This is a genomic window from Burkholderia sp. SR8 (assembly GCF_052851275.1).
Map to the genome: position 1 here is coordinate 142,294 of NZ_JAULUC010000007.1, position 13,610 is coordinate 155,903.

A 13,610-nucleotide genomic window follows, 5' to 3' on the forward strand; every position below is an offset into this window, starting at 1 on the left:
AAGATTCGGAAGAGACCTTCGGGTCGGTGGACTTCGAAACCGTGACGCTATCGGGATACCGCGCAGCGAGCGTTCGCCTGGCACATGAATACAACGCGGTTCGCCACCACGCCGCCCCGCCCGCCGACAACCCGCCGTGCGGAGCGCCGGCTACGAGGCCGGCCTGACGTCGCACGAGAACATCGGCAGATGGGCGTCGACACGCCCGTATCCGGCTTCCTGACTGACGTGTTCGACGTGCTCAGCGCACCGCCGGCAGCGTCAGCATCGTATCGGTCATCACGTCGGCCAGCTTCAGCGCCGACATCGGCCCGCCGAAGCCCCAGATGTTCCGCTCGACGAGCGCGATCCGCTGTTCGCGCAGCGCGGGCACGAAACGCCACACCGGCGAATCGAGTTTCGACGACAGCGGCACGTCCGTCCCCGTTGCGGTGACGAACAGCACGGCGAGATCGCGTTGCGTGAGCAGATCGGCGGACGTCACGTAGAGCGTGCCTTCCCGCGTCGGCTTCTTCGGCCATGGATCGAGGCCGAGCGCGCGCGCGAGCCCCGCCGACGTGCTGTTGCCCGTATATGCCCAGTAACGGTCGGGCAGTCCGAGATCCTGCAGCAGCGCGATGCGTTCGCCGCTGCGGCCGGCCGCCTTCAGCCGCGACGCGTTGCGTGCGATCCCCGCGTCGAGTTGCGCTTCGACCGCTTGCGCGCGCGCATCGCGCCCGGTCACGCGACCGATCGTCCGGAAGATCTGCCGCATCCAGTCGAGCTGCGTGACCGGCACGCCATCTTCGGACACGTTCGGGCTGAACTGGAACAGGATCGTCGGCGCGATCCGGTCGAGCGCGGCGAAGATCGGCGCATGGCGAAAGCCGACGCCGATGATCAGATCGGGCTTCACCGCGGCGATCGCTTCGAGCCCCGGCTCCTGCCGAGAGCCGATGTCGGTCACGTGCGCGAGCCGCTCGCTCTCGTAGCCGAGCCAGCCCGGGTAGAACGCGGTATCGGCCATGCCGACCGGCACGATGTCGAGCGCGATCACGCTCTCGGCGAACATGAAGTCGAGCGCGACCACGCGCTGCGGCCGCACGAGCATCGTCGCGCTCGCCTGCGATACGACGCGGTTGCCGGCGAGCGCGCGGCCCGGCGGCGCAACCGCGCTGCGCCGGCCCGCGCGCGCATCGTCGGCGACCGCGACGGCCGGCGCGACCAGCGCGGCGCCGAGCGCAGCCAGCGCACCGAGCGCATGCCGGCGACCGGCCTGCGCGAGCGGCGTCAGCGGATCGCGTCCTGCTCGGCGAGCGCCGCGTCGTCCATCGTCAAAAGCAGCGGGCAGCTTCCACACAGTTGCGTTTCTCCAGGAATTTCATAGCGCAGGCAGCACACGCGGCGCGCACGAAACGGCGTCGGCAGCAGCGGCGAGCGCGGCACGGCGTCGCGCACCGGCATGCGCAGCGGATTCGGTTCGCCGGGCACGCACGACGCGCCGAACAGCCAGTCCGCATCGCGCGCGGGATCGGCTGCACACGGCAGCGAACGGTACGTGTCGAGCAGATAGTCGAGCAGGTTGCCCGCGTTGCTCCACAGCACGCGCGGCGTCACCTGGCCCATCGCGGCGAGCAGAGCGATCGCCGCACCGAGATGCGCGACGAGGCCCGCATAGCGCGGCGCGGGTTGCTCGCACGGCGCGCCGAGCGCGTCGCGCGCGAAGTACAGCGCGGCCGGCATCCCGTCGTCGAGCGCGACGAACGCGCGTTCCGGCGCCATGTCGAGCGGCCGGCCGAGCGTCAGCGCGGCGACCACGCCGGCGGGCGCCGCGCGGCCGAAGTAGTACTTGCTCCATTGCGACATCAGCGCGCGCGCATGCCGTGCCGGATCGCCGCCGTAGTGGCGGACCATCGCGTCGAGCATCGCGTCGCGATGATCGGGCAGCGCGCCGAGCGGCACGACGATGCGGCCTGGCACACGCGCATCGTCAGGCATGCCGAGCCACACGGCGTCCAGATACCCGGCAAACGGCTCGGGCGCGAACGTCGAGAAGCGCGTGGCGCGTGCGCCGTCGAGCGGCGCCGTCATCGGCCCGCGCGCCGGGCGCGGCGCCCCTCGAGAATCAGCAGTCCGAGCAGGTATGGCGCGCCGATCAGCGCGGTCAGCACGCCGGCCGGCACCTCGCGCGGCGCGACGACCGTACGGGCCGCGAGGTCGGCGAAGCCCAGGATCAGCGCGCCGCAGACGGCCGCGAGCCACAAACGCGTGCGATGCCGGCGTGCGCCGAGCATCGTCGCGACGTGCGGCGCCATCAGCCCGATGAAGCCGACCGGCCCGACCGCCGCGACGGCCGCGCACGCGGCGAGCGTCGCGATCGTCAGCGCGAGCGGCCGCAGCGCGGCGACCGGCAGGCCGAGCGCGGCGGCCTGGTCGTCGCCGAGCGCGAGCATGTCGAGCGGCCGCGCGAGCCATGCGAATACGGGCACCGCGAGCACGCACCACGGCAGCAGCATCGACACTTCGCCCCAGCTGCGGCCGTAGGTGCCGCCGACGAGCCACACGACGAAGCGCGCGGGCTGCACGCTTTCCTGCGTGATCAGCCACTGCGCGAGCGTGGTCCACAGCGCGCCGATCGCGATGCCGGTCAGCGCGACCGCGAGCGGTGCATAGCGATGCCGGTGATTCAGCGCGAGCGTGATCGCGAGCGACAGCCCGCCGCCGGTCAACGCGGCGGCCGCGAGCGTCACGTGGCCCATCAGCGGCCACGTCGACAACGCGAACAGCGTGACGAGCCCCGCGCCCTGCGTGACGCCGAGCACTTCGGGCCCCGCGAGCGGATTGCGCACGACGCTTTGCATCGCGACGCCGCTCACGGCCAGCAGCACGCCCGCGAGCAGCGCGCACAGCAGCCGCGGCAGGCGCAGGTCGAGCAGCATCCGCGCGAGCGCGTCGTGACCCGACAGCGCCGCGAACCAGCGCGCGGGCGACAGCCATTCGGGGCCGGCCGACACGCCGACGAACACGACGAGCACGCCGCCCGCGACGAACAGCGCGGTGCGCCGCGGCCAGCCGAGCCGTTCGAGCCAGCCGACGATCCGCGTCGAGCCGCTGCCGGCCGCGCGTTCGGCCTGCGCGTGCAGCACGCCCGACCACGCGGCGCCGCGCCGGATCATCGCAAGCATCAGCGGCGTGCCGACCAGTGCGATGGCGACGCCGGTCGACAGCGTCGCGTCGAGGCCCGAGGCGAGCACCGCGCTGTCGGTGACGAGCACGAGCGCGCCGCCGGCGAGCGCCGACAGCGGCACCAGCACGCCGAGCCGAGCCGCGCGTGCGCCGCGCACCTGGCGCAGCAGGTTCGGCGCGACGAGCCCGACATACGACAGCGGGCCCGCGATGCTGACGGCCACGCTGGTGAACGCGACCGCGACGATCGTCGCGGCGAGCCGCGTCGCGTCGACGCGCACGCCGGACGCGGCCGCCGCATCGTCGCCGAGCGCGAGCGGATTCAGCGGCCGGATCACGAACGGCAGCGCGACGATCGGCACGACGAGCCAGCGCGCGGCGAGCGCGAGCCCGGCCGCGCCCGGTTGATAGAGACTGCCGTTGGTCCACAGCGCGGCGCCCGCGATGTTCTGCTCGAAGAACGCGAGCACGAGCGTCGACAGCGCCGCGAACAGCAGCATGCAGACGCTGCCCGCCAGCACGAGCCGCAGCGGCGTCGCGCGCCAGCCGCCGGCCGCGACGATCGCGAGCGCGGCGGCAATCAGCCCGCAGACGAACAGCAGCGGCACCGCTGCGACACCGGCGAGCGCCGGCACCAGCATCGCCGCAAGCAGGCCGAGTTGCGCGCCGCCCGTCACGCCGAGCAGATCGGGCGATGCGAGCGGGTTGCGCGTGAGCGACTGGAACAGCGCGCCGGCGACGCCGAGGCAGCCGCCCGCGACGAGCGCGGCCGCGACGCGCGGCAGGTTCAGGTCCAACAGGAATACGCCGGCGAGCGCGGCGGCGTCGCTGCCCGGCACCGCGTTCCACCACACGCGCAGGTCCGGTGCGACGCGCAGCACCGCCAGCACGGCGATCAGCACGACGAGGCCGAGCGCGATCGCGCCGGCGCGCCGCGCCGGTGCGGCACGCTGCCCGCTCGCCGCGAGTCGCTTGCGCATCGCGAACGTCGTCATACCGCGATGTCCCGGTCGAGCGCGCGCTCGACCGCGCGCGCAGCATCCGATGCCTGCGGCTCCGGCGGACCATATGCCGGCACGCACATCGGCGCGCCCGTTTGCGGATGCGCGAGCTTCAGCATGTCGACGCCGAACGCCGCGCGCAGTTGCGCGGGCTCCAGCATCGCGTCGGGCGAGCCTTGCGCGACGACGCGGCCGGCGCGCATCAGCACGATGTCGTCGCTGTACGCGGCCGCCTGGTTCAGGTCGTGCAAGACCCAGACGATCGTCAGCCCGCGCGCGCGGTTCAGCGCACGCAGCGCGTCGAGGATGTCGAGCTGGTGATGGATGTCGAGATAGGTCGTCGGCTCGTCGAGCAGCACGATCGGCGCCTGCTGCGCGAGCGCCATCGCGATCCACGCGCGCTGCCGCTCGCCGCCCGACAGCGCGCCGACGTCGCGCTCGGCGTCGCCGGCGAGCCCGCTCGTGTCGAGCGCCTCCTCGATCGCCGCATGATCGGCGCGCGACAGCCCGCGCAGGAACCCGCCGTATGCGTAGCGTCCGTACGCGACGAGTTCGCGCACGGTCAGCCCCGACGGAATCTGGTTGAACTGCGCGAGCATCGTCAGCTCGCGCGCGAGCGCGCGACGGCGCAACGACGCGAGCGACCTGCCGTTCACGTCGACGTGGCCCGCACGCGCGGGCTGCAGGCCCGCAAGCGTGCGCAGCAGCGTGCTCTTGCCGCAGCCGTTCGGGCCGCACAGCGCCGTGACGCGGCCGGCCGCGATCGACAGGTCCAGCCCGTCGATCACGACATGGTCGCGATAGCCCACCGTCAATCCGCGCGCGGCAAGCGCGGCGGTACTACGCGTCATCGGTCCTCCGTTCGGCCGCGCGCGGCGCCGTGTAACTCTGCGCCATCGCGACGACCACCTTGCGCGGTCCTTCGAACGGGTCGCGCGCATGCGCGGTCAGCATGTTGTCGAGCATCAGCACGTCGCCCGTCTGCCACGGGAACACGATGCGCTGGCGATCGAGCACGCCGCGAATCTCCGCGAGCGCGTCGGCCTCGAGCGGCGCACCGTCGCCGTAATAGACGTTGCGCGGCACGTTGTCGATTCCGACCGCGTCGACGAGCGCTTCCTGCATGTCGTCGTCGAGCGCGGACAGGTGAAACAGGTTCGCCTGGTTGAACCACACGCGCTCGCCCGTGCGCGGATGGCGCGCGACGGCCTGGCAGCGCTCGCGCGTGCGCAGCAGCAGTTCGCCGTCGTCGCCGGTGCGCCATGCGCATTCGATGCCGCGCGCCGCGCACATCCGCTCGACTTCGGCCGGCTCGTCGGTGCCGAACGACTGCTGCCACGGCAGGTCGAGCCCCTGGCCGAAATTGCGCACGTACAGCAGCTCGCGCTGCTCGAAGCGCGCGACGAGCGCCGGATCGAGCGCACGATGGACGGCGCGGCTGTCCGCGATCGGCGTCGCCCCACCCTTCGGCGCCGCGAGCGCGCAGTGGAACCAGATCCGCAGCGGCCATTCGCGCGTATACGATTGCTCGTTGTGCAGCGGAATCGCCCGATGCGGCGGGTATTCGGTCGACGTGTAGACCGCGCCTTCGACCTGGCTGCGCGGCGTCGACGCGTATTCATAGCCGATCAGCGGATCGCCGAACGATGCCGCGAACTGCTGGAACGCATCGATCGACGGCACGTGAAAGCCCGTGAACAGCACGCCGCCCGCGCGTTCGAGCGTGTCGGCCGCGATCGCATGCGCGAGCGGCGCGAGCTCGTCGATCGACATGCCGTCGGCGCTGCGCGGCGACACGACGGTGGGCAGTCCCGGCTCGATACGCAGGTCGTCGAGCGTCGGCAACGAAAGCAGGGTCATGCAACGTCCTCTTCAGGTGGCGCGCCGCACCCGCGGCGCAGCGGGTCACGACGTGCGGGAAGCGCGCTCGCCGTCCATCGCGCGGCGCAGGCTCGCGGGGCGCATGTCGGTCCAGACCGTCTCGATGTGCGCGAGGCAGTCGGCCTTCGGGCCGCTCACGCCGATTTCGCGCCAGCCGGCCGGCACGGGCCGGAACGTCGGCCAGATCGAATACTGTTCTTCGTCGTTGATGACGACCGTGTAGACGAGGTCGTCGGTGTCGGCGGAAGGCGTCGTGGCTTGCGTCATGATCGAAAAATGCGGGAGGCGGTTGAAGGAGGCGAAGCGGCAAATCGTCGAGTCGGGTCGAGTCGGCCGCTCCTGGGTTGAAGACGATTGGCCGGCACGATTTTTTACCGCCGCCGCGCGCGGCCGCCGAGAAACACCGGGCATGCGACGCCGCGATGACACGCGTCGAGGCATTCCGCGCAGTGCCGCTCCGCGTCGCGCACCATGAAGTGCACGAGCGTCTGCGACACGTTCAACGCGCGCGCCGCGGTCTGCAGCGTTTCCTCGCGCAGCCGCACCATCTCGAACGCCGCGCGGCTGCGCGCCGGCAGATCGTCGAGCGCGGCCCACACGCGGCGCAGCGTGTCGCGCGTCATCAGCGCGGCTTCGGGGGTCGGCTCCGGCGACGGCACGTCGAAGCCGTCGTCCTCTTCGGTGTGATAGACGTTTTCGAGACTTTGCCGGCGGCACGCGTCGATCGACGCGTTGCGCACCATCCGCGTCACGTACGCGACCGGCTGGCGCACCGCGTCCTGGTTCGGGAATTCGACGAGCTTCACGAACACGTCGTGCACCACGTCTTCGGCGCGGCTCGCGCAGCCGACGAAGCCGCGCGCGACGTTCACGAGCATCGCGCGATGAGCGACCAGCACGTCGAGCAGCGCGCCCTGCGCCTGCGGTTCCGCGGCACGACGCGCGCGCGGCGCGGGACGCGGCGGGCGGTCCGGACAACTGCCGAGGAACGGGTTCGCCGTCGCCGCTGCCGGCCGTTCGAGCACTTCCGCCATTGCCATCGATCTGCTCCGTCCAATTCCGAGATAGCGCAATTTAACGTAAACGCAAATCATTCTCAATCCGATTACCGGATTCCCCTTCCGGCCATCAGGATTTGTCTGATCAATCGCCGGAAGCGGTGTTTCGACGGACGGGACGGGACGCGGGACCGGTCGTGTGCGCGAAAGCTTTCCGCATGAAAGGAAGTACAGTGGAGACCGGCGCGCACGGAGATCCACGGCCCAAGCGCCGCCCCACCGCGCGTACCGCGCATTCGCACAGGTCCGCTCGCTGGCCCGGCGGCGGGGCACTCTTTCACGGGCCTGACGGAATGCGTACGGCTGTCATCCGCCGTAGCAACTTCTTACCACGTGAAATTTTGGGGGCTCGTACGATCGCCGTGCTGTTTCCAACGGAGAACGACATGAAATCCATCGTGTTATCCGCGGTCATGGCCGGCGCGCTGGCGAGCGTGATGCTCACCGGCTGCGTGGCCTACCCCGGCCCGGCTGAAGTCACGATCGGCTGGCATGGCGATCGCTACTGGGACGGACATCGCTACTGGGAGCGCCACGACTGGGAAGCACAGCATCCGCGCGGTCGTGACGATGGCCGGGACGACCGTCGCGACGATCGCCGCGACGATCAGCGCCCGCAGTGGTAACTGCTCCCCTTCCCGTGAACCGATATTGAACGACAGGACCTCGACATGAAGACGCTACTGAAAACCCTGACCGCCGCCGCCGTTGCCGCCGCCGTGCTGGTGCCGGCGATCGCCGAAGCGCACCCGCATCGCGTGTGCCACTTCGAGCATCATCATCACAAGGTGTGCCGCTGGGTGCGTTGAGCGCCGCGCAGCAGCCTCGAAGAAAAACGCCGGCATGCCGGCGTTTTTTTCATGGTCGCGCATGCGCGCACGTCAGTAGATGAACAGGCGGATCGTTGCGGTCGCATCGAATCGGCCGATCTTCGGCGCACCGAACGACTTCAGCACCGCGTCCATCAACACGCTTTGATTCATCACGTTCGACGGAAACTGCGCGAGCGTGAACTGCTGGTTGAACGGGATCGCGTTGCCCTGGCTGTCCTCGATCCCGATCCCGAAATTGCTGTCCTTCGCGGGCACCAGCAGGCCGTTCTGCACCGGAAAGCTCGTTTCGAAGTAACCGTCCACCCGCACCGCGACGTTGCATTTCTTCGTCAGCGACAGCGAGAACCGCTTGCGCGGCACCGCCGGCATGAAGCCGTTGCCGACCGCCTGCACCTGCCCGAAGTTGACGATGCCCGGTTCGGGCGTGACCAGCACGTCGACGAAGCATGGCGTCGGCTTCAGGTTGCGCAGGCCGCTCAGCCGGTACTGGAAGCTCGGGTTGTAGGCATTCAGCCCGAACTCGCCGTCGAACTGGAACACGGTATAGACGTCGCTCGGCGGCTGGACCCAGTTGCCCTTCTTGCGCACGACGACCTGGTAGTCGATGCTGATCCGGGTCTGCTGGCACCGCCCGCGATCGAAGTCGTACCTGCTGCACGGCGGTACCGAATAGCCGGTGAACACGCCGCCGCCGCGATTGCTGGTCTTGTCGAAATAGTCGATGCCCTTGTAGCGAATGCCGATCTCGAGCCCCCATGCGGCCGGATCGGTACGGTTCGGGTTCGCGTAGAAATAGATGTTGTCGACGACCTTCAGGCTGCCGGCGTCACCGAGGTCCTTGTAGCAATACCCGGACGTCGTGCGGACCGGCGACACCCAGATCACGTAGCCGTCCGGCGCGTCGGTCGGATACGACGCCACGCCGCCGATCGGCTCGGTCAGCGACGTCGCGCCGCTGTTCGTCAGGCAGCGCAGCGCCCATGCAGGCTGCGCCGACACGAGCAGCACTGCGAGCATGAGCCACCGCAGCCACGCGGCCGGCGCTGGCCGTTCGTGCACGGCGCCGCTCATCGCTTCACGCTCTTGCAGGCACCGGCGTCGCATGCATACTCGACCGCCACCTGGCCGCCGTAATCGTCGATGTGCGTGACGAACAGCGTCGACGGCGTCGCCGCCTTGAACGGCACGTCGGCCGTGCTCATCGGGCTTACCATCACCGGCGCGAGCGGCACCGGCGTCTTCTGCGCACCCGCCGCCACGTCGACCACCGTCACGTGGTACGGCGTCGGATTGTCGAACACGAGCTGGTGCGCGGCCGCGTCGATACGCAGCGTCATCGGCAGCGTCCAGTCCTCGTCGCGCGCCGGCTGCACGCCCTTCGGCCGGTAGAACAGCTTCATCTGCGTATGCAGCGCGATCTGCAGCGTGTTCGGCGTATCGGTCTTCGGCGGCACTTCGCGGATGTTCAGGTAGAACACCGATTCGCGATCGGCCGGCAGCGCGGCGCCGGGCAGCTTCGCGATCCGCAGCACGTTGCGCTCGTTCGCCTCGATGCGCTGCAGCGGCGGCACGACCATCAGCGGCGACGTGATCCTGTTGCCGTGCGCATCTTCGAGCCACGACTGCACGAGATACGGATACGTCGCGCTCTTGTTGGTGATCGTGACGATCGCGGCCTGTTCGCCTTCGTTGAAGATCACGCGCGTGCGGTCCGGCACGATCGCCGCGTGTGCGGCACCCGCCAGCAGCGCACCTGCGCTCAGCATGCACGACGCGCGTCGCAGGAAGGAAAGGGAGAAAGGATGGTTCATCGCTGGATCCGTGAGAGTCATCGTTCGACGCGGGCAGCCGCCGCATGCGACTCGCCACGCGTGCGGCACGTCACCGGAATCGGCGTGCCTTCGAGTTGAAGCTGATTCGGCAGCGTGTCCACCGTGCACAGCGTGCGTTCGCCTGCGCGCACCGCGAGCGTGGATTTCGGCTGCACCTGGGTCAGGAACGCGGCGCCGCCCTCGCCGACGATGCCGAGCTCCTTGCCGTTCGCCGCGTCCTGCACCGATGCGCCGAACGGCAGCGGCTTGCCGTCCGCGCCCGTCAGCGTCAGGTACAGGTTGCTGCCGCGCGCGGCGGAGAATTTCGCGAAGCCGATCGCACCGTCGGTCAGCACCATCCGCTGGATCGGGTTCGACACCTGCACTTCGAGCGGCAGCTTCTCGACGTTGACGGTCGCGTCGTACACGTTGTACGGCGAGATCCCGTCGAGCACCGCGTAGCCGCGCGCATCGGTATGCGCGAGCGTGCCGGACAGCGGCACGCCCGGCACGCCGTCGGTCGACACCAGCAGGCGCGTGTCGCCCGCGTTGCCGTTCGCGTGCGCGGACACGCCGTACTGCGTCGCGACGAACGAGCCGTCGAGTTCCAGCGACGCTGCCGCGTACGCGTTCGCGAGCGTCGATGCCTGCGCGGTCAGCTGGTACGTCGACGTGCGCTGCCGGAGGCTCGCGTTCGCCGACGCGCGGCCGTCGGTCGCGCCCGCATTGATCTGGTAGGTGCGGCCGGCCGGATCGTCGTAGATGTAGCCCGCGTTCGCGCTCGTGCTGCCGTTGCCGGTCGTCAGGTTCGACGTGACGGTGTGGCGGCCGCCGATCGGCAGCGTCGCGGTCACCGACAACTGGTTGCCGCTCGCGCCCGCGCTCTGCGTGCGAAACGCCGACACGCTGACGTTCAGGTTGCGCAGTGCGCCGAGCGAGACCGCGCGCGTGAGCGTCAGGCCGACGCGCTGCTCCGATGCGCGGGCCCAGTAGGTCGTCTGGTCGTACGAGAAATAGGTCGACGTGTCGCCGAAGCGCTTCGACAGCGTCGCCGAGTAGCGCTGCTTGCTGTTCGCGAGGCCGTACGCGGTCGGGTCGCCCGAAAACTGCGCGAAGTTCGTGTACTCGCGCTCGGAGAAGCGATAGCCGAAGAAGCGCACGTCGGCGTCGAGCCCGTCGAAGTGCTTCGAATAGTTGATGCGGTACGAGTTGCCGTTGCGCGTCGCGCCGTTCCACCACAGCCGCGCGCGAGCGTGCGTGACGTCGGCCGACACCGCGCCGAACGTGCCGAAATCGCGGCCGACGCCGAGCGCGATCGACGTATAGCCCGAGGCGGCAATGAAGCCGCCGTACACCGTGACGTCGAACGGCAGACCGTACGCCGCTTCGCCGAAACCGAAGAACGGCGTGATGCCGGCGCCGCCGAACTGGCGCGGCTTGCCGACCGCGGCCTTGTAGCGCAGCTGCCCGGTGCGGGCGAGGAACGGCACGGCGGCGGTCGTCACCTGGAAGCGCTGCACGCTGCCGTCCTCTTCCTCGACCGCGACGTCGAGCGTGCCCTGCACGCTCGTGTTGATGTTCTGCAGCGCGAACGCACCGGGCGACACGCGCGTCACGTACAGCACGCGGCCGGCCTGCGACACGGTCACGGTCGCATTGGTACGCGCGACGCCCGCGATCAGCGGCGCATAGCCGCGCAGCGACGGCGGCAGCATGCGGTCGTCGCTGCGGATCGACGCGCCCGTCAGCGCGAACGTGTCGAAAATGTCCGAGCTCAGGTAGTCGTCGCCGAACGTCACGGTCGACTGAATCGACGGCAGCGCGCGAAACGCGTAAAGCCGGCTGAAGCGGAACGTGCGGTCCGCATACGCGCTGCTGCCCGCGTTCGACTGCGCCTGATAGTCGCCGCGAAAGCGCCATGCGTCCCAGTTCGCGCCGATCGTCCCGTACGCCTGGATCGAATTCGTCTGTTCGCCGACCGCGCCGAAGTTGCGATTCGTGCTCGCGATCACACGGTAGTCGAGCATCGCGCCGGCAATTCCGTCGGACCATCGCTCCGGCGGCAGATACGACGAATCGGTGAACTGGAGCGCGGCCTGCGGAATCGTGATCTTGAGCCGCCCGTCGCTCTTCAGGTAGCGCACGGTTGCGCCCTCGATCGCGCCGAGATCGACGCAGCGGCCGCCCTGGAAGCGCGGCAGGTCCTTTGCGAGCGACGGCTTCAGCCCGAACTGCGCGACGAGTTCGGGTGCCAGGCACGGCTTGCCCGCGCCGGAACCGTCGAGCGCGATGAACTGGATCGCCTGCAGTCCGTAGAACAGGTCGTTGACCTGCACGTCGAGCATGTACTCGCCCGGCAGCGTGAAGTCGGCCTGCGAGAACTGCGACAGGTCGACGTTGCTGCTGCCGCCGATGTCGAGGAACGACGAATTGAATTCCGTCGCATGGCTCTGGCTGCCGACGACCAGCACGGAGACGCAAAGGAAGGAATGTCTGATTCGCACGCGGCGCTACCGAAAATCCGGGGAAAGGGAAACGGGAAGTAACGGACACGGAGAAAGGGTGCGTGCACCCCTTCTCCGCTACGGCCGCTTACTGGTAGCGAACCGTGAAGTTCGCGACGCCGTCGGCCGTACCGGGCGTCACGTCGGCTGCCGTCGATTCGTAGCGCGCGGCGAAGCGCACCGTGTTGTTGCCGTTCTGCAGCAGCGTTGCGGCGGCCTGCTCGACGCCGTTGTCGAGGTCTTCGCCCGTCGCGCCCTGCACGCGGATGCCGACGTTGGTCGCCGAACCGATCGTCGCGAGCAGTTTCGGCTGCGCGGCGTTCGACGTGCCCGTGAACGTGAAGAATGCGTTCTTCGCGATGCTGGTGTCGCAGTCGGTCAGCACGATGTCGAACTTGACCGGCTCGGACTTGTCGCCGGCCTTCTTGAACGTGTGTGTCGGCACCTTGCCGAGGTTCACGGTCTGGTTGACCGAGCCCGAATCGATGCCGCATGCGCCCGCGACGATCTCGCCCGTGAAGTTGATCGTGCCGGTGCCGGCCGCGAACGCCGACGTGGACAGGGCTGCGAGTGCGACAGCGGTCAGGAGGGATTTTTTCATGACGTTTTCCGTGAGAATTGCAAAGGGAATGGACGACGTGGCGGATACAAAAGGCAGCGTGTGGTTGGCTCCCGTCCGTCACGAGGCGGCATTATCGAGATAGAGATGAAAGTTTTCTGTAAATCATTGTCAAATCAAACATGACAATGTCCGATTCAGCCTTCTTCAAATCGATCATTTCCCGTCAATTCCGAATCACGACATGGTTCGTCCGCAGTCCTTTCCCATTCCCCCGAACCCGCTGAAATTCAAGGATATTTCCTTTTCAAGCCCGCCTTCGAACCACCGCGCCTCGCCAGCAGAGGCTTCCAGCGATTACCCGTTCGCAATGACAAAACGCTGTCCGATCCGGCCATCGTTGTCCGATCGCAACGAAAAGATTCGGCAATTTTCAACTGACAGGAAATTAATCGACGCTTTTCTTTGCCTCCAATTTCGCGCGCAAACGATTGCCGAATACATCCAAACGTTTTACCGCGACATTTTGTCGCCCCTTATTATTCGCAACGCGCGAATTAATCGATTCGTCAATTCAGGATTAAAAACCCGGCAGAAAACCGCTCGCGATGGCGATATTGGCGATATTGGCGATATTGGCGATATTCAGCGCACCGACGCGACGACGCGCCCACCGCGATCCGGTGTGTCGGATGAAATCGAAAAGAAGAAAGTTCGGCACGATCGGCGCGCCGTGCGGCGATGCGATCGGTCGCCATGATGCGTGTGTCGGGTCGAGGGCAGCCTTCGCCCTTCAAC

Annotated in this window: 14 protein-coding genes; 3 read left to right on the forward strand and 11 right to left on the reverse strand. The window is 68.5% G+C overall.

The genetic code is table 11. The features are described from left to right. Window positions 1-241: 241 nt before the first annotated feature. The 7 genes from Q3A80_RS11250 to Q3A80_RS11280 all read right to left on the reverse strand — a co-directional run bounded on the left by Q3A80_RS11250 (window position 242) and on the right by Q3A80_RS11280 (window position 7,087). A complete protein-coding gene (locus tag Q3A80_RS11250) occupies window positions 242-1,273 on the reverse strand; it encodes an ABC transporter substrate-binding protein (RefSeq protein ID WP_446329260.1) in 1,032 nt (343 codons plus the stop codon). Continuing rightward, window positions 1,270-2,070, reverse strand: a complete 801-nt coding sequence (fhuF, locus tag Q3A80_RS11255; RefSeq protein ID WP_446329118.1) for a siderophore-iron reductase FhuF — start codon at window positions 2,068-2,070, stop codon at window positions 1,270-1,272. The genes Q3A80_RS11250 and fhuF overlap by 4 nt, the downstream gene beginning before the upstream one ends. Continuing rightward, a complete protein-coding gene (gene fhuB / locus Q3A80_RS11260) occupies window positions 2,067-4,160 on the reverse strand; it encodes a Fe(3+)-hydroxamate ABC transporter permease FhuB (RefSeq protein WP_446329119.1) in 2,094 nt (697 codons plus the stop codon). Before fhuB ends, fhuF begins: the two co-directional genes overlap by 4 nt. Next, entirely contained in the window at window positions 4,157-5,017 is an 861-nt protein-coding gene (locus Q3A80_RS11265; RefSeq protein ID WP_446329120.1) for an ABC transporter ATP-binding protein, read from the reverse strand. Before Q3A80_RS11265 ends, fhuB begins: the two co-directional genes overlap by 4 nt. Further along, on the reverse strand, window positions 5,007-6,026 hold the full coding sequence (locus Q3A80_RS11270; protein ID WP_446329121.1) for a TauD/TfdA family dioxygenase: 1,020 nt from the start codon (window positions 6,024-6,026) through the stop codon (window positions 5,007-5,009). The genes Q3A80_RS11265 and Q3A80_RS11270 overlap by 11 nt, the downstream gene beginning before the upstream one ends. A 45-nt stretch (window positions 6,027-6,071) precedes the next feature. Continuing rightward, window positions 6,072-6,314 carry an MbtH family protein gene (locus tag Q3A80_RS11275; protein ID WP_446329122.1) on the reverse strand — a complete coding sequence of 81 codons (243 nt, stop codon included), beginning with the start codon at window positions 6,312-6,314 and terminating at the stop codon, window positions 6,072-6,074. 104 nt (window positions 6,315-6,418) lie between these two features. After that, window positions 6,419-7,087: an RNA polymerase factor sigma-70 gene (locus tag Q3A80_RS11280; protein WP_446329123.1), complete on the reverse strand. Its 669-nt coding sequence runs from the start codon at window positions 7,085-7,087 to the stop codon at window positions 6,419-6,421. Window positions 7,088-7,491: 404 nt separating this feature from the next. Here Q3A80_RS11280 and Q3A80_RS11285 point away from each other — a divergent pair, with 404 nt between their 5' ends. Next, complete coding sequence (locus Q3A80_RS11285; RefSeq protein ID WP_446329124.1) at window positions 7,492-7,731, forward strand: hypothetical protein; 240 nt, start codon at window positions 7,492-7,494, stop codon at window positions 7,729-7,731. A 45-nt stretch (window positions 7,732-7,776) separates the two neighbouring features. After that, complete coding sequence (locus Q3A80_RS11290) at window positions 7,777-7,914, forward strand: HHHH-motif protein (protein WP_014897078.1); 138 nt, start codon at window positions 7,777-7,779, stop codon at window positions 7,912-7,914. Window positions 7,915-7,986: 72 nt separating this feature from the next. On the opposite strand, the gene Q3A80_RS11295 is transcribed toward Q3A80_RS11290, so the two are convergent. The 4 genes from Q3A80_RS11295 to Q3A80_RS11310 form a co-directional block, all read right to left on the reverse strand. Then, window positions 7,987-9,009: a fimbrial protein gene (locus tag Q3A80_RS11295; RefSeq protein ID WP_446329125.1), complete on the reverse strand. Its 1,023-nt coding sequence runs from the start codon at window positions 9,007-9,009 to the stop codon at window positions 7,987-7,989. Continuing rightward, complete coding sequence (locus Q3A80_RS11300; RefSeq protein WP_446329126.1) at window positions 9,006-9,749, reverse strand: fimbrial biogenesis chaperone; 744 nt, start codon at window positions 9,747-9,749, stop codon at window positions 9,006-9,008. Before Q3A80_RS11300 ends, Q3A80_RS11295 begins: the two co-directional genes overlap by 4 nt. Before the next feature lie 17 nt (window positions 9,750-9,766). Then, window positions 9,767-12,220, reverse strand: a complete 2,454-nt coding sequence (locus Q3A80_RS11305) for a fimbria/pilus outer membrane usher protein (RefSeq protein WP_446329261.1) — start codon at window positions 12,218-12,220, stop codon at window positions 9,767-9,769. Between the two features lie 121 nt (window positions 12,221-12,341). Beyond that, on the reverse strand, window positions 12,342-12,854 hold the full coding sequence (locus Q3A80_RS11310; protein ID WP_446329127.1) for a fimbrial protein: 513 nt from the start codon (window positions 12,852-12,854) through the stop codon (window positions 12,342-12,344). A 202-nt stretch (window positions 12,855-13,056) separates the two neighbouring features. Here Q3A80_RS11310 and Q3A80_RS11315 point away from each other — a divergent pair, with 202 nt between their 5' ends. Continuing rightward, window positions 13,057-13,572, forward strand: a complete 516-nt coding sequence (locus Q3A80_RS11315) for a hypothetical protein (protein ID WP_446329128.1) — start codon at window positions 13,057-13,059, stop codon at window positions 13,570-13,572. Window positions 13,573-13,610: the final 38 nt, after the last annotated feature.